Raw genomic sequence first — 21,656 nt, 5'->3', positions numbered from 1 at the left:
CAATCCAGAAAGGGCGCACATGTTTCCGCTTATCGAGTATCCGGCAAAATGGGCCGATCCTTCCGAACATCACCGCGCGCTGGATCCCGGCGAGCTTGAACAGATGCTGGCAAAGGCCACCTACCCGGCGCTGTTGGTGGTGAAAGAGCCCTTTGCCGAAATGCCGGCAAGAACGGGCTGCTGGCTTGGCGGGGCACCGACCCTGCCGCCCGAGATCGCGTGGCCGTGGGTGGCAAGGCATACCGACGAAGCGACGCATCCGATGCATTTCCTTGCCCAGATCAATCTGGCTTCCCTTCCCTTCGGAGAGGATTTCGAACTGATGCCCCGGACCGGCACGCTGTTCTTCTTTGCCGACTACGCGGATCATCTGGAGGGGGTGCCCGGAACCGCGTCGGTGATCTGGGTCGACGGCGATGTCAGCGCCTGCCCGGAACGTGCCATGCCCGATTTCCCGGAGGGTTGGAAAGAGCGGACGCTGCTTGATGTGTGCTTTCGAAGAGCCAAAGGTCTTTCGCAAATGGCCGGTCCATTTCCATAAGTATGACCAGATTGCATGGATGTTTGTCGGTCAGGACTTTGCCGACGCGATGCTCGATCGGGTCATGGCGACGGACAAGATGCTCAACCATATCGCGATTGCCCCTGTGCCGGATCTGGATCGTTCGGGACTGACGACAGAGCGCAGCACCTGCGCGCGGCACACGCTTTTTGATTTTTATGGCGATCAGGATGATCACTTGCGGAAGGCGCGTCAGATCCCGCTGTTGCGGCTGCAATCCGATTTTGATTGGGGCTTCGACTATTCGGACGAGCTGATTTTCTACATTGAGCCCGATGCGCTGAAGGCCCGGGATTTCTCGCGGGCCTTCGCATGGACTTTTGTATAGGGCGGGGTCTGTCCCCGCGCGCCTTCAGTAGATCACGACAGAGCGGATGCTTTCACCCTTGTGCATCAGGTCAAAAGCGTCGTTGATGTCTTCCAACTTCATGGTGTGGGTGATCATCGGGTCGATCTCGACCTTGCCGTCCATGTACCAGTCGACGATCTTCGGCACGTCGGTGCGGCCCTTGGCGCCGCCAAAGGCCGTGCCTTTCCAGACGCGCCCGGTGACCAGCTGGAAGGGGCGGGTGCTGATTTCGGCGCCCGCAGGGGCCACGCCGATCACGACCGACACGCCCCAGCCGCGGTGCGAACATTCCAGCGCGTCGCGCATCACCTGCACGTTGCCCGTGGCGTCAAAGGAATAATCGACGCCGCCGATCTGGTCGATGCCGCGCTTGGTCAGGTTGACGATTTCCTGAACGGTGTTCTCGACCTTTGACGGGTTCACGAAATGCGTCATGCCGAATTTCTTCGCCATCTCGGCCTTTGAATCGTTCAGATCGACGCCGATGATCATGTCGGCCCCGGCCATGCGCAGGCCCTGGATCACGTTCAGCCCGATGCCGCCCAATCCGAACACCGCCGCCGTCGATCCGATTTCAACGCCAGCCGTATTGATCACCGCGCCGATCCCGGTGGTCACGCCGCAGCCGATATAGCAGATCTTGTCAAAGGGCGCGTCCTCGCGGACCTTGGCCAATGCGATTTCCGGCATGACGGTGTGGTTCGCAAAGGTCGAACAGCCCATGTAGTGATAGATCGGCGTGCCATCCAGCATCGAAAACCGCGTGGTGCCGTCGGGCATCAGCCCCTGGCCTTGCGTATTACGGATGGCGGTGCACAGGTTGGTCTTGCCCGACAGGCAGGAATAACACTCGCGGCATTCCGGCGTATAAAGCGGGATCACGTGGTCGCCGGGCTTCAGCGTGGTGACGCCTTCGCCAACCTCCAGCACGATGCCCGCGCCCTCGTGCCCCAGGATCGAGGGGAACAGCCCCTCGGGGTCAGCGCCTGACAGGGTGAATTCATCGGTATGGCAAATCCCGGTGGCCTTGATCTCGACCAGAACCTCGCCCGCCTTGGGGCCGTCCAGGTTCACTTCCATGATCTGCAAAGGCTTGCCCGCCTCAAGTGCAACTGCCGCTTTCGTGCGCATGCGCGTCTCTCCCATTTTGACGATGCCGTTGCGCCGACACTGTCCCAAAGCGCCCGCGCCCGCAACACCAAGACCCTTGCGGTTGGTTTTCCGCTTGGGCCTGCGATCGCAGCGGATTGACCTTGCGGGCGCAGCGGTCCACCCTGACACCACTTTCAGGAGTCCCCCATGTCCCCCCTGCACGGCATTGCGCTGAAACTCAGCGCAGTTTTCATTTTCACGATCATGGCCGCGCTCATCAAGGCCAGCTCGGACATCGTGCCGCCGGGCGAGGCGGTGTTCTTTCGATCCTTCTTTGCCATGCCGATCATCATCCTGTGGCTGGCCCTGCGCGGAGACCTGTCGCAGGGGCTGAAGGTGCAGCGCCCTATTGCGCATTTCTGGCGCGGGCTGATCGGCGTGTCGGCCATGGGCACCGGATTCACTGCGCTGGGCCTGTTGCCACTGCCCGAGGTCACGGCACTGGGCTATGCCGCGCCGCTGCTGACGGTGATCTTTGCGGCTGTCCTGCTCAAGGAGCGGCTGCGCCTGTTCCGGCTAAGCGCCGTCGCGCTGGGGTTGGTCGGAGTGGTCGTGGTGCTGTGGCCGCGGTTGACACTGGACGGTCTGGACGATGCCGCCGCGCTGGGCGTGGCCTGTATCCTGATTTCGGCGGTGCTGCGGGCGCTGGCGCAAATCCACATCCGCCGCATGGTCGCAAGCGAGCCGACCGCCGCCATCGTGTTCTGGTTCTCGATGACCGCGACCTTGTTTTCGCTGGTCACGATCCCCTTTGGCTGGGTCTGGCCCGGACTGATCGGCGCGGCGCAATTGATCGGCGCCGGGTTGATCGGAGGCGTCGCGCAGATCCTGCTGACGTCGTCCTACCGCCACGCCGAGGCGGCGGTTCTGGCGCCTTTCGACTATGCCTCGATCCTGTTTGCGATCCTGTTCGGGTATTTCTTCTTTGACGAGGTGCCGACCGCGATGGTTTTGATCGGATCGGCCATCGTCATGGCGGCCGGGGTGCTGATCATCTGGCGCGAACGGCAACTGGGCCTGCAACGCGGCAAGGCGCGCCCGAAGATGTCGGAAAGGATGTAGGGCAGGCGCCGCTACAGATCGAAGGTTTCGGCCAGCAGATAGGCCGGGGCCAGCAAGGCGCGCCGGAACCGGCCCAGCGGGAACCGCCCCGGAGGCTGGCCCAGAAATTCCGGGCATGGCCCATCTGGCCTCTGGCCCAGAACCCGGCTGGCGATCAGGTGGCCAGCATAGCTGCCCATCGCCACGCCATTGCCGTGAAACCCCATCGCCGCGAACATCCCGTCATGGCCGGGCACCGGCCCGACAAAGGGCACAAGGCCTGGCATCAGGCAGACAAGGCCGCTCCAGTCATGGGTGATCTCGACGTCGCGCCATGCTGGGAACAGCCGGTGGAAATCGGTCCGGATCTTTTGCGAAATCGCCTTTTGCGCCCGGGCGGTCGCCCTTAGCCCGCCGCGCATGCCAAACAGGAACCGCCCGTCCGGCATCAGCCGGAAATAATGCAGCAACTGGCGGCTGTCATAGGCCATCTGCCCCGAGGTCCAGCCCTGCCGCGCCTGTTCTTCTGCCGTGATCGGGCGGGTGACGATCACGCTGGATTGCACCGGCAGATAGCGCGCGCGCAGCCAGTCGGGCACATCGTCCGAGGAATAGCCGTTGGTCGCCAGCACGACGCGCCGGGCGGTGACCTGCCCTTGCGGGGTTTCCAGGGTCCAGCCTTGCGAGGCCTTGTGTACATTCTTGACCGGACTGCCCGCGAACAGCTGCGCCCCGGCCTGCCTGGCGGCCTGCGCCAGTCCGGCGTGATATTTGCGCGGGTTCAGGGCAAAGCCGATGGGCAGGGTCATCGCGCCGTGCCAGGGCCCTGCCAGACCGCCCTGGGCAAGCTGGCTGGCAGGGGTCAGGTCGGGTGCGGCGCCATAAAGCCGGGCAATCCGGGGCGCGTCGGCCTGCATGGCGCGCCAGGCCCTGGCCGAATGCGCCATCAGCGTTTCACCTTTGGAATGGGCGTCGACGTCCAGCCCGAACCGGTCGATCAGCCCGGCCACATGCGCCACCGCCGCCCGTTCCGTATCGGCCCAGTCTTGCGGGGCCTTGTCCCCGAACCGCCGGGCCAGGCTGGCGCCCGTGGCCTTGGCCCCGCCCAGGCAACAAAACCCGCCGTTGCGCCCCGATGCGCCAAAGCCGGGGGTTTGCGCCTCGAACAGGGCGACTTTGTCACCGGCTACGGCCAGTGTCAGGGCGGCGTTCAGCCCTGTGAACCCGCCGCCGATGATTGCGGTATCAACCGTGCCTGCGCCGGAATGCCGGGGCCATTGCTGCGCCGGAACGGTATCCGCCCAGTAACAGCCGCTTTGCGGTGCATAGGCCCCGGCCTCGTATATCCGTCTCATTCAGAGCGGACGGCGGCCTGTTCATCGCGTGCCTGCGCCACCGCAGCCCGTTTCGAGATCAACGAGGCCGTGATCACCCCGACCGCCACGATGGCGATCAACAGCGTCGACAGCGCGTTGATTTCCGGCGAAACCCCCAGCCGTACGGCCGAAAACACCTTGATCGGCAGGGTGGTCGCGCCGGGGCCGGTGGTAAAGCTGGCGATCACCAGGTCGTCCAGCGACAGGGTAAAGGCCAGCAACCAGCCCGAAATCACCGCAGGCGCGATGATCGGCAGGGTGACAAGGCGAAAGGCCTCGAACGGGGAACAGCCCAGGTCCAGCGCGGCCTCTTCCAGGGACCGGTCAAAGGCGACCAGCCGCGACGACACCACCACCGAGACATAGCACATGGCAAAGGTGGTATGGGCCAGAACGACCGTCAGAATGCCGCGCTCCAACCCGATGCCGATGAACAGCAGCAGCAGCGACAGGCCGGTGATGACCTCGGGCATGACAAGCGGAGCATAGATCATGCCGGAAAACAGCGTGCGCCCCGGAAACCGGTTGGCGCGGACCAGAACATAGGCCGCCATCGTGCCCAGCACGGTCGCCATGCAGGACGAAAAGAACGCGACCTTGGCCGTGACCCAGGCCGCACCAAGGAATTCCTCGTTTTGCAGAAGCGTGCCGTACCACTGGGTCGAAAAGCCCGCCCAGACCGTGACCAGGCGGCTTTCGTTAAAGCTGTAGATCACCAGGATCAGCATCGGCAGGTACAAAAAGGCAAAGCCGAAGGTCAGCGAGGTGGCGTTGAACCAGGTAAACCGCTTCATGCTGCTTTGCCTTTCGTAAAGGCCGCCGGGGGCTGCGCCGCGACATGGCGGCGGGACTGGATCGGGAACAGGGTCATTGTTCGGCCTCGCGCGCCTTTTGCTGGTTGCGCTGGAACAGGATGATCGGGACGATCAGGATCAGCAGCAGGATCACCGCCACGGCCGAGGCCACGGGCCAGTCGAGGTTGGTAAAGAACTCTTCGAACAGCACTTTGCCGATCATCAGGGTTTCCGATCCGCCCAGCAGCGACGGAATGACGAATTCGCCAAGCGCAGGGATGAACACAAGGAAACAGCCCGCGATCACGCCGCCCTTGGACAGGGGCGCGGTGATCAGCCAAAAGGCCGACAGTCGCGAACAGCCAAGGTCCTCGGCCGCCTCGAGCAGGCTGTCGTCCATCTTTTCCAGCGCCGCATAGATCGGCAGGATCATGAAGGGCAGATAGGTGTAGACGATGCCGATATAGACCGCCTTGTTGGTGTTCATGATGGCCAGCGGTTCGGAAATGACGCCAAGGCCCAGCAGGAACTGGTTCAGCAGGCCTTCGGTCGACAGGATGCCCATCCAGGAATAGACGCGGATCAGGAACGAGGTCCAGAACGGCAGGATCACCAGCATCAGCAGGGTCGGCCGCCATTCCGGCGCGGCCCGGGCCATGCCATAGGCGATGGGAAAGCCGACCAGCAGCGTGAGGGCCGTCGATATCGCGGCAATCCGCAACGAGCTGAGATAGGCCTTCCAGTACAGATCGTCGGTGGTCAGAAAGGTGAAATTCTCGAAATCGAGATCGGCCAGGAAACTGCGCAGCCCCTCCCAGCCGGCGCTCAGGTCCAGCTGCGGCATGTAGGGCGGGCGTGCCAGGGCGACGTCCGACAGGGAAATCTTGAGGACGATGGCAAAGGGGATCAGGAAAAACGCCAACAGCCACAGGTAGGGCACGGCGATCAGGGTAAAGCGGCGCATGTCAGCCCTCCACCGATGTGCGTGCGCGGCGGGTCATTCGACCAGCACCACGCCAGCGGTGGTGGTGAAGCTGATCCAGACCTCGTCTTCCCAGGTGATGTCGCGGCGCGAGATGCGGCGCGTGTTCGTCACCTGGGATTTGACCATCAACCCGCCCGCCAATTCAACGTGATAGGTCGAGATGTTGCCCAGATAGCCGATGTCGATCACCTTGCCCTTCAGGGCATTGGTGGTGTCGGGCCGGGTTTTCGAAATGCTGACTTTCTCGGGGCGCAGGGCAAGGACGATTTCCTTGCCATCCAGGTCATGCGCGCCATTGGTGGCGATGACCTTGGGCTGGCCTTCGGCCCAGGTGATTTCGATGCCGCCCTCGGGCAGTCCGTCGTCATCGGGTTGCGCCGGGGCGCTGGACTGGTCGGGGGCGGGCAGCATGGCCGGGGGCTTTTCACGCTCGCCCAGAACGGGGGCCAGCAGGTTGTCATGCAGCCATTCGCCAAGGGCGTTGGGTTGCGGGCGGCGATCCGGTTCGGACGCTGCCTTTGCGGGGGCGGCGGGCTGCTGTTTGGGCGTTTCGGCCGGCTTGGGCGCGGGGGCCACACCGCGGGCCTTGGCGGTGCCACGGATCAGGTTCACATCGCCGATGAAGTCGGCGACATAGACCGAATTGGGCGCCTCGTAGATCACGTCAGGGGTCGAAACCTGCACGATGCGGCCTTCGTCCATCACGGCAACGCGGCTGGCGACGGTCATCGCCTCTTCCTGGTCGTGGGTGACGATCACAAAGGTCGTGCCGGTCTTTTCCTGGATGTCCATCAGTTCGAACTGGGTCTCTTCGCGCAGCTTGCGGTCAAGCGCGCCCAGCGGTTCGTCGAGCAACAGCAGCTTTGGCGCCTTGGCCAGGGACCGGGCAAGCGCGACGCGCTGGCGCTGGCCGCCGGAAATCTGGTGCGGCTTGCGCTTGGCGAATTTCGACAGGCGGGTCAGGCGCAGCATCTCTTCGACGCGGGCCTCGATCGTCGCCTTGTCCTTGCTTTCGCGGCGCAGGCCAAAGGCGATGTTGTCCCAGACGGACAGATGCGGGAACAGCGCATAGCTTTGGAACATCATGTTCACGGCGCGCTTGTTCGGGGGCACGTTGTCGATGCTTTGGCCGTTCAGCAGGATGTGGCCTTCGGTCGGGGTTTCGAACCCTGCCAGCATCCGCATCATGGTGGTCTTGCCGCAGCCGGACGGGCCAAGCAGGGCAAAGAACTCCTGTGCGTAGATCTTCAGTGAAAGGTTGTCGATTGCGGTGAAGTCGCCAAACCGTTTGGTCACGCCCTGAAATTCGATCAGGGGTTTCTGGTTCGGATCGTTCCAGGGGGCAAATACGCTAGCGGCCATGTGTGGTCCCGGCAAATGAATGGCCCGCCCCCCGGATCTGGGGCGCGGGCCGGGAAATGGGCGTCAGGTGCCCGATTTGATCTTGGTCCACAGGCGCGTCACGACACGCTGCACCTTGGGCTCGAACGGCGTGGTGGTAAAGGTGTTGTCCAGCGCCTCGGCCGACGGGTAGATCGCCGGATCGCCGATCACGTCTTCGACCAGGAATTCCTGCGACGCCTTGTTGCCGTTGGCGTAATAGACATAGTTCGACGCTGCCGCCATGTTCTGCGCATCCATGATGAAGTTCAGGAACTTGTGCGCGCCATCGGGGTTGGGGGCATCGACCGGAATGGCCATCTGGTCAAACCACATCTGGGCGCCTTCCTTGGGCGCGAAATAGCCGATCTCGATGCCGTTGTCGGCCTCGGCGGCGCGGTCGCGGGCCTGCAGGATGTCGCCGGACCAGCCGACCGCCACGCAGATGTCGCCATTGGCCAGCGCGTTGATGTATTCCGAGCTGTGGAACTTCTGGATGTAGGGGCGCACGGGGGCATAGACCGCCTCGGCCTTGGCGATCACGTCCGGGTCATGGCTGTCGGGGTCTTCACCGATGTAGTTCAGCGCGGCCGGGATCATTTCCGCCGGCGCGTCCAGGAAATGCACGCCGCAGGCGGCCAGCTTTTCCATGTTCTCGGGTTTGAACACCAGGTCCCAGCTGTCGATCGGGGCGTCTTCGCCCAGCAGTTCCTTGACCTTGCCGATGTTCACGCCCAGCCCGGTGGTGCCCCACATGTAGTTGATCGCATGTTCGTTGCCGGGGTCGTACTTGCTGGTGCGGTCGGCGATCACGTCCCACATGTTTTCGATGTTGGGCAGCTTGGACTTGTCCAGCTTTTGAAAGGCGCCGGCCTGGATCTGGCGCTGCAGGAAGGTGCCGGTCGGCACCACGACGTCATAACCGGATCCACCGGCCAGCATCTTGGTTTCCAGCAGTTCGTTGCTGTCGAAGACGTCATAGATCAGGTCAAGGCCGGTCTCTTCTTCGAACTTGGTCAGCAGTTCTTCGTCGATGTAGTCGGACCAGTTGTAGACCCGAACTTCTTCGGCATTCGCAAATCCGGCGATCAGCGCGCAGCTTGCAGTGAAAGTCATGAGGGTTTTCATAGTGCACTCCCGTTGGACAATGGGGTCTTTTGCCCCTTTGGTCCGTGGATTTGATCAAATGTTGTCTTGCTTGGCAACAGTTTCGATGTTTCCATGATGATAAACCGGGTGCAAGATGTTGCTGCACACTGCGCGGGCGACAGGGAGGAGCGTGATGAACATTCAGGCAGAGAGCACCCGGCGCGCCGGCTTGCCCGTGCATGAAACCGTGTACCGGCGCCTGCGCGACATGATCCTGTTCGGAGAGATGGCGCCGGGTCAGGCGGTGACGATCCAGGGGCTGGTCGATGAAACCGGCGCGGGCATGACCCCCGTGCGCGAAGCCTTGCGCAGGCTGACCGCCGAAGGTGCGCTGGAGGCATTCGGCAACCGCCGGATCGCGGTGCCCGTTCTCAGGCCTGATTGCATCGCCGAACTGGTGACGGCCCGCGTCGCGGTCGAGCCGATCCTGGCCCGGCAGGCCGCTGCGCGCATCGACGACGAGGTGATCGCCCAGCTGGCGGCCATTGACGACCGTCTTGATCTTGCGATTTCACAGGGGGATATCCGCCTGTATTTGCAGGAAAACCACCGGTTTCACGCGCGCCTGAACCAGGTCGCCCAGGCGCCTATCCTGACCGCGATCGTCGACAGCCTGTGGTTGCGGTTCGGGCCCAGCCTGCGCGTCGTCTGCGGGCAGATCGGAACGCGCAGCCTGCCGGACCGTCACAAGGACCTGGTGCAGGCCCTGCAGGCCCGCGATCCCGAGGCCGCGGCACAGGCCATCGAAGAGGACGTGGTGCAGGGGATGGAGATGATCATGGCCGGATTGACCGCCCCCTGACGTTACGTCGGGCGTTCGAAAGGCGCCCCCGGGCGCGGGCTGTTTCCGGGCTGGCCGCCCTGCGGGGCCCGGGGCGAAACCCCGGCCTGCCCGGCTACGTGATTCGATTGACAGGCCGGAATTTGATCATATTCTGCGGCAAAGGCCTCTGAAGGATGTCGAGATGACCACCCTATCCACCAATACCCCGACCGCTGAGCTGCAGGCGATTGATGCCGCGCACCACATGCACCCTTTCACCCATGCGTCCCAGCTGAACGCCAAGGGCGCGCGGATCATCACGCGGGCCGAAGGCGTCTGGCTGAATGACAGCGATGGCAACCGCATTCTGGACGGCATGGCCGGGCTGTGGTGCGTCAACGTCGGCTATGGCCGCGAAGAACTGGTCGACGCAGCGGCGCGCCAGATGCGCGAACTGCCCTTTTACAACACCTTTTTCCAAACCTCGCATGTTCCGGCCATCGCGCTGGCCCAGCGGCTTGCCGAACTGGCGCCCGGGGATCTGAACCATGTGTTCTACGCCGGCTCCGGCTCTGAGGCGAACGACACGAACCTGCGTCTTGTCCGCACCTATTGGGCCGAAAAGGGCCAGCCGCAAAAGCAGTGGGTGATTTCGCGCTGGAATGCCTATCACGGGTCGACCGTGGGGGCGGGCAGCCTGGGCGGGATGAAGGGCATGCACGCCCAAGGCGGCATGCCGATCCCCGGCATCGCCTATATCGACCAGCCCTATTGGTGGGGCGAAGGCGGCGACAAGACGCCCGAGGAATTCGGCCTTGAACGCGCCCGCCAGCTTGAGGCGAAGATCCTTGAACTGGGGCCGGAAAATGTGGCTGCCTTCATCGCCGAGCCGGTCCAGGGGGCAGGCGGCGTGATCATCCCGCCGGAAACCTACTGGCCCGAGATCCAGCGCATCGTCGACCAATACGGCATCTTGTTGATCGCGGACGAGGTGATCAGCGGCTTTGGTCGGACCGGTCACTGGTTCGGCAGCCAGGCCATGGGGATCAAGCCGCACATCATGACCGTGGCCAAGGGGCTGTCCTCGGGTTATCAGCCGATCGGCGCCAGCATCCTGTGCGACGAGGTCGCCGAAGTTGTCGGCAACTGCGAATTCAACCACGGCTATACCTATTCCGGTCACCCGGTTGCCTGCGCCGTTGCGCTGGAAAACCTGCGCATCCTCGAAGATGAGGGCATCGTTGACCGCGTGCGCGACGAAACCGGCCCCTACCTGAAAGAGCGGTTCGAGTCGCTGACGGATCACCCCCTGGTGGGCGAGGCCAGGATCATCGGCATGATGGGCAGCATCGCCCTGACCCCGGACAAGGCCAGCCGCGCCCCCTTTGCGGCCGAGGCAGGCACCGCCGGTTACATCACGCGCGAACGCTGCTTCAACAACAACCTGATCATGCGTCACGTCGGCGACCGGATGATCATTTCCCCGCCCTTGGTGATCGCAAAGAGCGAAATCGACACGCTGATCGAACGCGCCTGGAAAAGCCTGGACGAGGCCCATGCCAAGCTGAAGGACGAGGGGCTGATGAAGGCCGGTCGTCCGTCCTGAAAAAACATTGGCCGCGGACCCAAGGGACCGCGGCCTCTTTTCATCGTGTTGCCCGGGTCGTCCCGGGTGCAGGTGGCGCATCGCGCCCCGGCCTGTGCCTTTCGGCCCCCGGATCAGCCCAGTTTGCGGACCGGTGAATAGGGGCGGAACCAAGCCTTGGCAAAAGCTTCGCCATAGACCTGTGAAATCGTTTCGAACGTGATCAGTGGGACAAGCATTTTTCGTTTCTCCAGCAGATGAGTCTGCTTATACGAAAAACGTTAACGCAACTTTATGATCACGCAACTAGTACTTTTGTTCAATAGTTGCGTAGATTGTATACCGTTGCCGTTGCGCACCGGTCTGCCCGGCGAAAACACCCGTTTCAGAATCGCAGGTGATTTGCTAGGTGTTGTGGCATGAACAGCCATTCCCCCAATATGCGCCCGATCATTCGTCAACTGGATGATGCCGCAATCAACCGGATCGCCGCAGGCGAGGTCGTCGAACGGCCTGCTTCGGCGGTCAAGGAACTTGTGGAAAATGCAATTGACGCTGGGGCACGGCGCATCGGAATCGAAATTGCCGACGGCGGCAAGACCCTGATCCGGGTCACGGATGACGGCTGCGGCATGACCGCCGAGGAATTGCCCCTGGCGCTGTCGCGCCATGCCACGTCAAAGATCGACGGCAGCGACCTTCTGGACATCCATTCCTTTGGCTTCAGAGGCGAGGCGTTGCCGTCCCTTGGTGCCGTCGGGCGCCTGACGATCCAAAGCCGGGCGCGCGGCGCCGAGGCGGCGGAGCTGTCCGTCCATGGCGGTGTCAGGGAACCGGTCAAGCCCTGCGCGCTGAACGCCGGGACGGTCGTCACCCTGCGCGATCTGTTCTATGCCACCCCCGCGCGGCTGAAATTCCTGCGCACCGACCGCGCCGAAATGCAGGCCATCAGCGACGTGATCAAACGGCTGGCCATGGCGGAACCGTCGATCGGTTTTTCCCTGCGCGACGTGTCGGGTGGCAATGACCGCGTGACCTTTCGCGTCGATCCCGAAAGCGGCGACCTGTTCGATGCGCTGCGCGGGCGCCTGGCCCGGGTGATGGGGGCAGAGTTCGTCGAAAACGCCCTGCCCATCGACGCCGAGCGCGAAGAATTCCGCCTGACGGGATACGCCGCCCTGCCGACCTATTCGCGCGGCACCGCCGTGGCGCAATATCTTTTCGTCAATGGCCGCCCGGTGCGGGACAAGATGCTGATCGGCGCGCTGCGCGGCGCCTATCACGATTTCCTGTCCCGTGACCGTCACCCGGCCGTGGCGCTGTTCGTTGATTGCGACCCGCACAAGGTCGACGTGAACGTGCACCCCGCCAAGTCCGAGGTCCGGTTTCGCGATCCCGGTGTCGTGCGCGGGCTGATCGTGTCCGCCCTGCGCCATGCCCTGGCCGAGGCAGGGCACCGCGCGTCCTCCACCGTGGCCAGCGCCACCCTTGGGGCGATGCGTCCTGAACCGGTGCAGGCGCGGGTCTACCAGATGGATCGCCCCAGCCCCTTTGCCCGCGCCGTTTCATACGCCGCGCAAGCGCCCGAACAGGGCTTTGCCGAGATGGCGCGCGATTATTCCGGCCGCGTGGTCGATGCGCCCCTGCCTGCGGAAAACGCCGGGCAGACCGAAACCCTGCCTTTGGGGGCCGCCCGGGGGCAGGTGCATGAAAACTACATCATCGCCCAGACCCAGGACGGGATCGTCATCGTCGACCAGCACGCGGCGCATGAACGCCTTGTCTATGAAAAACTCAAACGACAGATGGCCGAAAACGGCGTGGCCGCGCAGGCGCTGCTGATCCCCGACGTGGTTGACCTGTCGCCGGGGGATCGTGATGCGCTGCTGTCGGTGGCCGATGACCTGACTCGCATGGGCCTGACCATCGAACCCTTTGGCGGCGGCGCGGTTGCCGTGCGCGAAACCCCGGCGATCCTGGGTGAAGTGAACGCGAAAAACCTGCTGAACGACATTCTGGACGAGTTGTCCGACCTTGGACAAAGCCAACTGGTGCAGGACAAGATCGAGGCGATCCTGTCCCGCGTGGCCTGTCACGGCTCGATCCGGTCGGGCCGCCGGATGCGCGCCGAGGAAATGAACGCCCTGCTGCGCGAGATGGAGGCAACGCCCCATTCCGGCCAGTGCAACCACGGTCGCCCGACCTATGTCGAGCTCAAGCTGTCCGACATCGAACACCTGTTTGGCCGCACATGATCCAGATCGGTGACGCGGCTTTTGCGTTGAACGACCCGCTGGTTCTGGCCGTCCTGGCCGGGGCCTTTGTTGTCTTTCTTCTGCTGTTCCTGGCAGCGCGCGGCGCCGGGCGCTCGGCCCGCGCGATCGAGCCGCTGGCCTACCAGATGCACGCGCTGACACAGCGGGTGACCGGCCTGTCGGATGGGCAGGAACGGCTGGCGGGCGGGCTGCATCACGTCAGCGAAGCGCAGGCGCAAAGCCAGACCGCCATGTTGCAACTGATGGAGCAGCGCCTGGCCGAAGTGCAGGAACGCATGTCGGAAAACCTGCACGGATCGGCTCGGCGTACCGCCAGATCGCTGGGGGAATTGCAGGAACGGCTGATGGTCATCGACAAGGCCCAGGCCAATATCACCAAGCTGTCCGGCGATGTTCTGTCCTTGCAGGACATCCTGTCGAACAAACAGACGCGCGGCGCCTTTGGGGAAATCCAGTTGCATGACATCGTGCAAAAGGCGCTGCCGTCGGACAGCTATACCTTGCAGGCGACGCTGTCGAACGGGCGGCGGGCTGATTGCCTGATCCATCTGCCCAACCCTCCGGGGCCCATCGTCGTCGATGCGAAATTCCCGCTGGAAGGCTACGAGGCGCTGCGCCGCGCCGAAACGCAGGACCAGTTGACCCGCGCCGCGCAGCAGTTGCGGATCGCCCTGCGCCGCCATATCCGCGATATTTCCGACCGCTACATCATCGAAGGCGAAACCGCCGATGGTGCGCTGATGTTCCTGCCCTCCGAAGCGGTCTATGCCGAACTTCACGCCAACTTTCCCGAACTGGTACGCGAAGGGTTCGCGGCGCGGGTCTGGATCGTGTCGCCCACGACCTGCATGGCGACGCTGAACACCATGCGGGCGATTCTGAAAGACGCGCGGATGCGCGAACAGGCCGGTGCCATCCGAAAGGAACTGCACCTGCTTTATGCCGATGTGGACAGGTTGGGGATGCGGGTGGCCAACCTTGATCGCCATTTCGCACAGGCATCGAAAGACATCGAGGATATCAAGATCAGCGCCGACAAGGCAGGAAAACGCGCCCGTCGGTTGGATAACTTTGACTTTGAGGAACTTGCGGGTGAAGGTGCAGTTGTACCGCTAACAAAACCCGGAGAATGACATGCCTTTCGCCCCCAAGGTTCTTGGCGATGCCGAGCTCAGGGCGCTTGGCCTGGGGCCTTCGGAGATTGTCGATGCGATCGGCAAGGCGATCCGCGACAAGGCAGCCGGGCGTCTGATCACCACGCCCAAATCGGTGATCCAGCCGGGCGACGGGCGTTACATGATGACGACGCTTGCAACTGGCCAGGCGCCTGACGTGACCGTGGTCAAGGCCGTGACCGTCTGCCCGGACAACCCGGGCAGGGGGCTGCCGTCGATCACCGGGGCGATCATGGTGCTGGACGCGCAGACCGGCGAATGCCTGGCCTTGATGGATGCGGAATGGATCACCGGAGTGCGGACCGCCGGGCTTTCGGCGGTGGCGGCAGGGCCCTTGGCCAACCCGCAATCGGAAATCATGGGGTTCGTCGGCTGCGGTGTGCAGGCCCGATCGCATCTGGAAATTTTTGCCGCGCTTTACCCGTTGAAACAGATCCGCCTGTTCGGGCGCGGTCAGGCGAATATTGATGCCCTGTGCGCGATGGCGACCGACTTGGGGCTGCAGGCCCAGGTCTGCGAGACGCCGGACCAGGTTCTGGATGGCGTCGATATCGTTGTCAGCTCCATCACCATCACCTATTCCGGCCAGCCGTTTCTGGATGCGCGCTTGATGAAGCCGGGAAGCCTGGCCATCGTCACCGATGCCGCCAAACCCTGGATGCGCGAGACATTTTCCGCCTTTGGAACCGTCGTCGTGGATGACCGCGTTCAGGAAGAAAACATGCCCGACCCGGTTGTTCCACCGGGGCGGATCGCGGCGGATCTTGCCGAATTGCTGGATCAGGGTGTTGCGCTGGGCAAGGGTCCCCGGGCGTTCATGTTTCGCGGAATCGCTGCAGGGGATTACGCACTGGCGGCTCGGGCCTGGCAGGAATGCTGCAAGGGCTGACGACATGGGCGGAGGAGAAAGCAAGATCATTGCGTCGAAAGATGAGGTCAGGAAATTAGTTTAAAGCTGAACTACCTCTATGCGCCTGACGCATGGACGTTATGCTACAGTGGGCCTGCCACAAGGTAAACCTGCTTGTTAGAACGCCGTCAATTCTGCTGAGCCTGGGGAGGGGGCGGCGGAATGGCACGCACCCTCCCCGCAAAAACACTATGGTTTAGCATTAAACCAAATTTTGCGCATTTTGCGTATGGAAGGGAAGAGGCCAATGAAAGACACGCCCCAGGACATTGATCCGGTTGAAAGCCAGGAATGGCAGGAGGCCGTAGAGGACGTCATCGAACGCGACGGTGCCGACCGCGCGCATTTCCTTTTGGACAAGGCGGTTCAGCGCGCCCGTGCCGCTGGCGCCAAGCTGCCGTTTTCGTCCACCACGCCCTATCAGAACACGATCTCTCCGGATGACGAAGTCGACATGCCGGGCGACCATGAAATGGAATGGCGCATCCGCACCATCAACCGCTGGAACGCCATGGCCACGGTCGTCAAGCGCAACAAGGAAAGCAGCGAATACGGTGGGCACATCGCGTCCTTTGCCTCCTCTGCCGCGCTGTATGACATCGGTCTGAACCACTTCTGGCGCTCCAAATCGGCAATCCACGGCGGCGACCTGGTGTTTTTCCAGGGCCACGTTGTCCCCGGCATCTACGCGCGGTCCTTCATGGAGGGGCGCATCAGCGAAGAAGAGCTGAAGAACTTCCGCTCTGAAGTCGCCGGCGGCGGGCTGTCGTCCTATCCGCACCCCTGGCTGATGCCCGAGTACTGGCAGTTCCCGACGGTCAGCATGGGCCTTGGCCCGCTGATGGCGATCTACCAGGCGCGGTTCATGAAATACCTGCACAATCGCGGCCTGATCGACGCCGCCGATCGCAAGGTCTGGGCCTTCCTTGGCGACGGCGAGATGGACGAGCCGGAATCGCAAGGCGCCATCGCCCTGGCCGCACGCGAAGGGCTGGACAACCTGATTTTCGTGGTCAACTGCAACCTCCAGCGCCTTGATGGCCCGGTGCGCGGCAACGGCAAGATCGTGCAAGAACTCGAAGGCAACTTCCGCGGCTCGGGCTGGGACGTGATCAAGCTGCTTTGGGGCAAGGGCTGGGACGAGCTGCTGGAAAAGGACACCAGCGGCCGGTTGCGCCAGTTGATGGATGAAACCATCGACGGTGATTACCAGACGTTCAAATCCAAGGACGGCGCCTATATCCGCAAGCATTTCTTTGGCAAATACCCGGAAACGGCGGAGCTGGTGAAAGACTGGACCGACGATCAGATCTGGGCGCTGCGTCGTGGCGGCCATGACCCGAAAAAGGTCTATAACGCCTTCATGCGCGCCACCAAGGCCGACGGCCAACCGACCGTTCTGCTGGTCAAGACCGTCAAGGGCTATGGCATGGGCACCGCTGGCGAAGGTCAGAACACGACCCACCAGCAAAAGAAAATGCAGTTCGACCAGCTCAAGGCGATGCGCGACCGGTTCAAGATTCCGGTGACGGATGCCGAGCTGGAAAAGGACATTCCCTTTGTGTCCCTGAACAACGCGCAAAAGGCCTATCTGGCCGAGCGTCGCAAGGATCTGGGCGGCGCTTTCCCCAAGCGTGAAACCCAAAGCGAAAAGCTGGAGATTCCGGCCCTGGACAAGTTCAAGGGCCAGCTGGAATCGACCGGTGATCGTGAAATCAGCACCACCATGGCCTTTGTCCGTATCCTGACGACGCTGCTGCGCGACAAGAAGATCGGCAAGCGGGTCGTGCCCATCGTGCCGGACGAATCCCGCACCTTCGGGATGGAGGGGCTGTTCCGTTCGGTCGGCATCTACAACCCGCTGGGCCAGCACTATACCCCCGAAGACCGCGACCAGATGATGTACTACAAGGAATCGCTGGACGGTCAGGTGCTGCAAGAGGGCATCAACGAAGCCGGCGCCATGGCCGACTGGATCGCCGCTGCGACGGCGTACAGCAATCACGGCGTCCCGATGATCCCGTTCTTCATCTACTACTCGATGTTCGGGTTCCAGCGGATCGGCGATCTGGCCTGGGCGGCGGGCGACAGCCGGGCGCGCGGCTTCATGCTGGGCGGCACCGCCGGGCGGACCACGCTGAACGGCGAGGGCCTGCAGCACGAAGACGGCCACAGCCACATCTTGGCCAGCACCGTTCCGAACTGCATCAGCTATGACCCGACCTTCAGCTACGAAGTGGCGGTCATCGTGCAGAATGGCATGAAGCGGATGTTCGAGGATCAGGAAGACGTGTTCTTCTATCTCACCCTGATGAACGAGAACTATCAGCATCCCGAAATGCCGATGGGCTCCGAAGAGGGCATCATCCGTGGCCTCTACCGCATGTCCAAGACGGCGAAGCCTGCGAAAAAACATGTGAACCTGATGGGCTCGGGCACGATCCTTGTGCAGGCGATCAAGGCCGCCGAATTGCTGAAAGAGGACTTTGGCGTGACCTCGGATATCTGGTCGGCCACCTCGTTCAACGAACTGGCGCGCGATTGCCAGGACGCCCTGCGCTTCAACCGCCTGAATCCCTTTGCCGAACAGCGCAAGGCCTATGCGACCGAACTGCTCGAAGGCGTCAAGGGTCCGATCATCGCGGCCACCGACTATATGAAGAACTACGCCGAGCAGATCCGCCCCTGTGTTCCGGGTCGTTTCACGGTTCTGGGCACCGACGGCTTTGGCCGCTCGGACAGCCGGGTGAACCTGCGTCGGCACTTCGAAGTGGACGCAAACCACATCGCCGCCGCCGCCATGGTGGACCTGTGGCGCGAGGGTCTGGTCAGCGACAAGGACCTCGAAAAGGCAATGAAGAAATACGACATCGACGGCGGTAAGCCGAACCCGCGCACGGCATAAGCGGGAACGAGGAGAAAACACATGACAACTGAAGTTAAAGTTCCCGATATTGGCGATTTCAACGATGTGCCGGTGGTGACCGTTCTGGTCAGCGTGGGCGACACGGTCGCCGTCGAAGACCCGATTGTCGAACTGGAAAGCGACAAGGCGACGATGGAGGTTCCCTCCAGCCACGCCGGTGTGGTCAAGGAAATCAAGGTGTCCGAGGGCGACAAGGTGTCCGAAGGCAGCGTGATCCTGATCATCGAGGCCGATGGCGCCGCTGCGGCCCCGGCCGAGGCCCCGAAAGCCGCCGCGCCCGCCCCGGCCGCTGCTGCGCCTGCCGCTGCGCCTGCCGCTGCCGCCGCCCCGGCCGCCGCGCCGGTCATGGATGCGGGTTTCTCCAAGGTGCACGCATCGCCGTCGGTTCGGGCCTTTGCCCGCCGGGTCGAGGTGGACCTCAACACCGTCAACGGATCGGGCCGCAAGGGCCGCATCCTGCGTGAAGACGTTGAAAAGGCGATGAAAGCCGCCGTTGTCCCCGCCGCCGGTGGTGGCGCCGCCCAGGGCGGCATGGGTATTCCGCCGATCCCCGCCGTGGATTTCAGCAAGTTCGGCCCGGTCGAAGATGTGGAAATGCCCCGGATCAAAAAGATCAGCGGCCCCGCTCTGCACCGGTCCTGGCTGAATATCCCGCACGTCACCCACAACGACGAGGCGGACATCACCGATCTGGACAAATATCGCAAGGAAATGGACACGCAGGCCAAGGAAGACGGCTATCGCGTCACGCTTTTGTCCTTTGTGATCAAGGCCAGCGTTTCCGCGCTGAAAACCCACTGGGAATTCAACAGCTCGATCCATCCCGATGGCGACAAGCTGATCAAGAAATCCTATTATAACATCGGGTTTGCCGCTGACACGCCCAATGGTCTGATGGTGCCGGTTATCAAGGACGCGGACCGCAAGGGCCTGGTCGAGATTTCCAAGGAACTGATGACCCTGTCCAAGGCCGCCCGCGATGGCGAGCTGAAGTCCAAGGACATGCAGGGCGCGACCTTTACCATCTCGTCGCTGGGCGGCATCGGGGGCACCAGCTTTACCCCCATCGTCAACGCGCCCGAGGTTGCGATCCTTGGCCTGACGCGGTCGAAAATGGCGCCGGTCTGGAACGGTTCGGAATTCGTGCCGCGCCTGATGCAGCCCTTGTCACTGTCTTATGACCACCGTGCCGTCGACGGCGCCTTGGCCGCGCGGTTCACCGTGACGCTCAAGACGCTGCTTGGCGATATGCGCAAGTTGATGTGGTAAGGGAGGACGTTCGAATGGAAGTCAAAGTACCCGATATCGGTGATTTCACCGACGTCCCCGTTGTCACGGTTCTGGTTTCGGTCGGCGATACTGTCGCCGCCGAAGACCCGCTGATCGAGATCGAGTCCGACAAGGCCACGATGGAAGTGCCCAGCCCCTCTGCTGGCAAGGTGGCCTCGATCCTGGTGAAAGAGGGCGACAAGGTCTCCGAAGGCAGCGTGATCCTGACGCTCGAGGGCGCGGACGCCGTGGCCGAGGCCCCCAAGGCCGAAGCCCCCGCCGCCGAAGCGCCCAAGGCGGTTGCCGCCACCGGCAGCGCCAGCGGCCCCGGTGACGTGCACGCCGAGGTGGTTGTTCTGGGCTCGGGCCCTGGCGGCTATACTGCCGCCTTCCGGGCCGCCGATCTGGGCAAGAAGGTTGTCCTGATCGAGAAGAGCCCGGTGCTGGGCGGGGTCTGCCTGAACGTCGGCTGCATTCCGTCCAAGGCGCTGCTGCACGTTGCCAAGGTGATCACCGAGGCCGAGGAAATGTCGTCGCACGGCATCGCCTTTTCCAAACCCAAGATCGACCTGGACGAATTGCGCGGTTTCAAGAACAGCGTCGTCAGCCAGCTGACCGGTGGCCTTGACGGGCTGTCCAAGGGCCGCAAGGTTCAGATCGTGCGCGGCTATGGCAAGTTCACCGGCCCGAACATGATCGAAGTCACCGGCGACGAGGGCACAAAGACTGTCAGCTTTGACCAGTGCATCATCGCGGCAGGCTCGGAACCCGTGGCGCTGCCGTTCATCCCGGAAGACGACCGGGTGATCGACAGCACCGGCGCGCTGGAACTGCGCGACATCCCGAAACGGATGCTGGTGCTGGGCGGCGGCATCATCGGGCTGGAAATGGCCTGCGTCTATGACGCGCTTGGGTCCAAGGTCACTGTGGTTGAACTGATGGATCAGATCATCCCCGGCGCCGACAAGGACATCGTCAAACCGCTGATGAACCGCATCAAGGGCCGTTACGAGAACATCTTTCTCAAGACCAAGGTCACGGCAGTCGAGGCGCTTAAGGGCGGCATGAAGGTCACCTTTGAGGACGACAAGGGCGAAAGCTTCAGCGATACCTTTGACAAGGTTCTGGTGGCCGTGGGCCGCAAGCCCAACGGCAAGCTGATCGCGGCCGAACAGGCCGGTGTGGCGGTGGACGATCGCGGCTTTATCTCCGTGGATGGCCAGCAGCGTACCGGCGTGCCGCATATCTTCGCCATCGGCGACGTGGTTGGCCAGCCCATGCTGGCGCACAAGGCCGTGCACGAAGGCAAGGTCGCGGCCGAGGTTTGCGCCGGGCACAAACGGTTCTTTGACGCCAAGCTGATCCCCAGCGTCGCCTATACCGACCCCGAGGTGGCGTGGTGCGGGCTGACCGAAACCGAGGCCAAGGCCAAGGGCATCACCTACGAAAAAGGCGTGTTCCCCTGGGCGGCGTCGGGCAAGAGCCTGTCGAACGGGCGCAGCGAAGGCATGACCAAGCTGCTGTTCGACCCGGCGGATGACCGGATCATCGGGGCCTGCATCGTCGGGACCAATGCCGGTGACCTGATTTCGGAATGCGCGCTTGCGATCGAAATGGGCGCGGATGCCGTCGATCTGGGGCATACGATCCACCCGCACCCGACGCTGTCGGAAACGGTGAACTTTGCCGCCGAGATGTTCGAAGGTACCATTACGGACCTGATGCCGCCGAAGAAGAAAAAGCACTGATTTCAGTGCATTAACCTGCCGGTTTGGTGGGTTTATAGAAGGGGGCGCGCGCTGGGGGAATGCAGCGCGCGCCCTTTTGCGCAGCGGGCGCATGTGGTGGCAAACCCGCGAAAACCCACAAGGGCGCAAGGTTTTTTAACCCGAATGCCGCCCGCGGTAAGCTGCCATCGGTGCGACTTTGGACCAGTTTGGTACAGATTGCTGTTTGCGAACCCC

Annotated in this window: 17 protein-coding genes; 11 read left to right on the top strand and 6 right to left on the bottom strand. The window is 62.8% G+C overall.

Translation table 11 applies throughout. From position 1 onward, the window contains the following. The first annotated feature begins 19 nt into the window (after window positions 1-19). Together QF118_RS01205 and QF118_RS01200 are read left to right on the top strand one after the other, a co-directional pair. Window positions 20-541: a DUF1963 domain-containing protein gene (locus QF118_RS01205; RefSeq protein WP_282300813.1), complete on the top strand. Its 522-nt coding sequence runs from the start codon at window positions 20-22 to the stop codon at window positions 539-541. Next, window positions 486-890 (top strand): YwqG family protein, encoded by a 405-nt coding sequence (locus QF118_RS01200; protein ID WP_282302519.1) that lies wholly within the window; start codon window positions 486-488, stop codon window positions 888-890. The genes QF118_RS01205 and QF118_RS01200 overlap by 56 nt, the downstream gene beginning before the upstream one ends. 24 nt (window positions 891-914) lie before the next feature. Here the strand turns inward: QF118_RS01200 and QF118_RS01195 are convergent, their stop codons facing one another. After that, the gene (locus QF118_RS01195; RefSeq protein ID WP_282300812.1) at window positions 915-2,042 is read right to left on the bottom strand and encodes an S-(hydroxymethyl)glutathione dehydrogenase/class III alcohol dehydrogenase; all 1,128 of its coding nucleotides are present in this window, start codon (window positions 2,040-2,042) and stop codon (window positions 915-917) included. A 168-nt stretch (window positions 2,043-2,210) separates the two neighbouring features. On the opposite strand from QF118_RS01195, the gene QF118_RS01190 reads away from it, so the two are divergent. Further along, window positions 2,211-3,125, top strand: a complete 915-nt coding sequence (locus QF118_RS01190) for a DMT family transporter (RefSeq protein WP_282300811.1) — start codon at window positions 2,211-2,213, stop codon at window positions 3,123-3,125. Between the two features lie 11 nt (window positions 3,126-3,136). On the opposite strand, the gene QF118_RS01185 is transcribed toward QF118_RS01190, so the two are convergent. The 5 genes from QF118_RS01185 to QF118_RS01165 all read right to left on the bottom strand — a co-directional run bounded on the left by QF118_RS01185 (window position 3,137) and on the right by QF118_RS01165 (window position 8,755). Then, window positions 3,137-4,459 (bottom strand): NAD(P)/FAD-dependent oxidoreductase, encoded by a 1,323-nt coding sequence (locus tag QF118_RS01185; protein ID WP_282300810.1) that lies wholly within the window; start codon window positions 4,457-4,459, stop codon window positions 3,137-3,139. After that, entirely contained in the window at window positions 4,456-5,274 is an 819-nt protein-coding gene (locus tag QF118_RS01180; RefSeq protein WP_282300809.1) for an ABC transporter permease, read from the bottom strand. The genes QF118_RS01185 and QF118_RS01180 overlap by 4 nt, the downstream gene beginning before the upstream one ends. A gap of 73 nt (window positions 5,275-5,347) precedes the next feature. Then, window positions 5,348-6,238 (bottom strand): ABC transporter permease subunit, encoded by an 891-nt coding sequence (locus tag QF118_RS01175; RefSeq protein WP_282300808.1) that lies wholly within the window; start codon window positions 6,236-6,238, stop codon window positions 5,348-5,350. Window positions 6,239-6,271: 33 nt separating this feature from the next. Next, window positions 6,272-7,621, bottom strand: a complete 1,350-nt coding sequence (locus tag QF118_RS01170) for an ABC transporter ATP-binding protein (RefSeq protein WP_282300807.1) — start codon at window positions 7,619-7,621, stop codon at window positions 6,272-6,274. A gap of 63 nt (window positions 7,622-7,684) precedes the next feature. Next, entirely contained in the window at window positions 7,685-8,755 is a 1,071-nt protein-coding gene (locus QF118_RS01165; protein WP_394357069.1) for a polyamine ABC transporter substrate-binding protein, read from the bottom strand. A 166-nt stretch (window positions 8,756-8,921) separates the two neighbouring features. Between QF118_RS01165 and QF118_RS01160 the strand changes: the two genes are divergently transcribed. The 8 genes from QF118_RS01160 (at window position 8,922) to lpdA (ending at window position 21,440) form a co-directional block, all read left to right on the top strand. Further along, window positions 8,922-9,590, top strand: coding sequence for a GntR family transcriptional regulator (locus QF118_RS01160; protein WP_282300805.1), 669 nt, complete (start codon window positions 8,922-8,924; stop codon window positions 9,588-9,590). A 163-nt stretch (window positions 9,591-9,753) separates the two neighbouring features. After that, on the top strand, window positions 9,754-11,157 hold the full coding sequence (locus QF118_RS01155) for an aspartate aminotransferase family protein (protein WP_282300804.1): 1,404 nt from the start codon (window positions 9,754-9,756) through the stop codon (window positions 11,155-11,157). A gap of 398 nt (window positions 11,158-11,555) precedes the next feature. Beyond that, on the top strand, window positions 11,556-13,391 hold the full coding sequence (mutL, locus tag QF118_RS01150) for a DNA mismatch repair endonuclease MutL (RefSeq protein ID WP_282300803.1): 1,836 nt from the start codon (window positions 11,556-11,558) through the stop codon (window positions 13,389-13,391). Next, complete coding sequence (locus QF118_RS01145; RefSeq protein WP_282300802.1) at window positions 13,388-14,545, top strand: DNA recombination protein RmuC; 1,158 nt, start codon at window positions 13,388-13,390, stop codon at window positions 14,543-14,545. The genes mutL and QF118_RS01145 overlap by 4 nt, the downstream gene beginning before the upstream one ends. A 1-nt stretch (window position 14,546) precedes the next feature. After that, window positions 14,547-15,476, top strand: a complete 930-nt coding sequence (locus QF118_RS01140; RefSeq protein ID WP_282300801.1) for an ornithine cyclodeaminase family protein — start codon at window positions 14,547-14,549, stop codon at window positions 15,474-15,476. Between the two features lie 268 nt (window positions 15,477-15,744). Further along, the gene (gene aceE / locus QF118_RS01135) at window positions 15,745-18,402 is read left to right on the top strand and encodes a pyruvate dehydrogenase (acetyl-transferring), homodimeric type (RefSeq protein WP_282300800.1); all 2,658 of its coding nucleotides are present in this window, start codon (window positions 15,745-15,747) and stop codon (window positions 18,400-18,402) included. Between the two features lie 21 nt (window positions 18,403-18,423). Further along, a complete protein-coding gene (gene aceF, locus QF118_RS01130; protein ID WP_282300799.1) occupies window positions 18,424-19,692 on the top strand; it encodes a dihydrolipoyllysine-residue acetyltransferase in 1,269 nt (422 codons plus the stop codon). Between the two features lie 14 nt (window positions 19,693-19,706). Continuing rightward, window positions 19,707-21,440, top strand: a complete 1,734-nt coding sequence (gene lpdA / locus QF118_RS01125; protein ID WP_282300798.1) for a dihydrolipoyl dehydrogenase — start codon at window positions 19,707-19,709, stop codon at window positions 21,438-21,440. Window positions 21,441-21,656: the final 216 nt, after the last annotated feature.

Source organism: Tropicibacter oceani (genome assembly GCF_029958925.1).
Classification (GTDB): Bacteria; Pseudomonadota; Alphaproteobacteria; order Rhodobacterales; family Rhodobacteraceae; genus Pacificoceanicola; species Pacificoceanicola oceani.
The sequence above is the reverse complement of the archived record's forward strand: the minus strand, read 5'-3'. Positions and strand labels throughout refer to the sequence as shown.

What these genes read in the sequence shown, in the direction of transcription:
- QF118_RS01205 (WP_282300813.1), top strand. Translation starts at nt 20, where the DNA reads ATGTTTCCGCTTATCGAGTATCCGGCAAAATGGGCCGATCCTTCCGAA.
- QF118_RS01200 (WP_282302519.1), top strand. Translation starts at nt 486, where the DNA reads ATGTGTGCTTTCGAAGAGCCAAAGGTCTTTCGCAAATGGCCGGTCCAT.
- QF118_RS01195 (WP_282300812.1), bottom strand. Translation starts at nt 2,042, where the DNA reads ATGCGCACGAAAGCGGCAGTTGCACTTGAGGCGGGCAAGCCTTTGCAG.
- QF118_RS01190 (WP_282300811.1), top strand. Translation starts at nt 2,211, where the DNA reads ATGTCCCCCCTGCACGGCATTGCGCTGAAACTCAGCGCAGTTTTCATT.
- QF118_RS01185 (WP_282300810.1), bottom strand. Translation starts at nt 4,459, where the DNA reads ATGAGACGGATATACGAGGCCGGGGCCTATGCACCGCAAAGCGGCTGT.
- QF118_RS01180 (WP_282300809.1), bottom strand. Translation starts at nt 5,274, where the DNA reads ATGAAGCGGTTTACCTGGTTCAACGCCACCTCGCTGACCTTCGGCTTT.
- QF118_RS01175 (WP_282300808.1), bottom strand. Translation starts at nt 6,238, where the DNA reads ATGCGCCGCTTTACCCTGATCGCCGTGCCCTACCTGTGGCTGTTGGCG.
- QF118_RS01170 (WP_282300807.1), bottom strand. Translation starts at nt 7,621, where the DNA reads ATGGCCGCTAGCGTATTTGCCCCCTGGAACGATCCGAACCAGAAACCC.
- QF118_RS01165 (WP_394357069.1), bottom strand. Translation starts at nt 8,755, where the DNA reads ATGACTTTCACTGCAAGCTGCGCGCTGATCGCCGGATTTGCGAATGCC.
- QF118_RS01160 (WP_282300805.1), top strand. Translation starts at nt 8,922, where the DNA reads ATGAACATTCAGGCAGAGAGCACCCGGCGCGCCGGCTTGCCCGTGCAT.
- QF118_RS01155 (WP_282300804.1), top strand. Translation starts at nt 9,754, where the DNA reads ATGACCACCCTATCCACCAATACCCCGACCGCTGAGCTGCAGGCGATT.
- mutL (WP_282300803.1), top strand. Translation starts at nt 11,556, where the DNA reads ATGAACAGCCATTCCCCCAATATGCGCCCGATCATTCGTCAACTGGAT.
- QF118_RS01145 (WP_282300802.1), top strand. Translation starts at nt 13,388, where the DNA reads ATGATCCAGATCGGTGACGCGGCTTTTGCGTTGAACGACCCGCTGGTT.
- QF118_RS01140 (WP_282300801.1), top strand. Translation starts at nt 14,547, where the DNA reads ATGCCTTTCGCCCCCAAGGTTCTTGGCGATGCCGAGCTCAGGGCGCTT.
- aceE (WP_282300800.1), top strand. Translation starts at nt 15,745, where the DNA reads ATGAAAGACACGCCCCAGGACATTGATCCGGTTGAAAGCCAGGAATGG.
- aceF (WP_282300799.1), top strand. Translation starts at nt 18,424, where the DNA reads ATGACAACTGAAGTTAAAGTTCCCGATATTGGCGATTTCAACGATGTG.
- lpdA (WP_282300798.1), top strand. Translation starts at nt 19,707, where the DNA reads ATGGAAGTCAAAGTACCCGATATCGGTGATTTCACCGACGTCCCCGTT.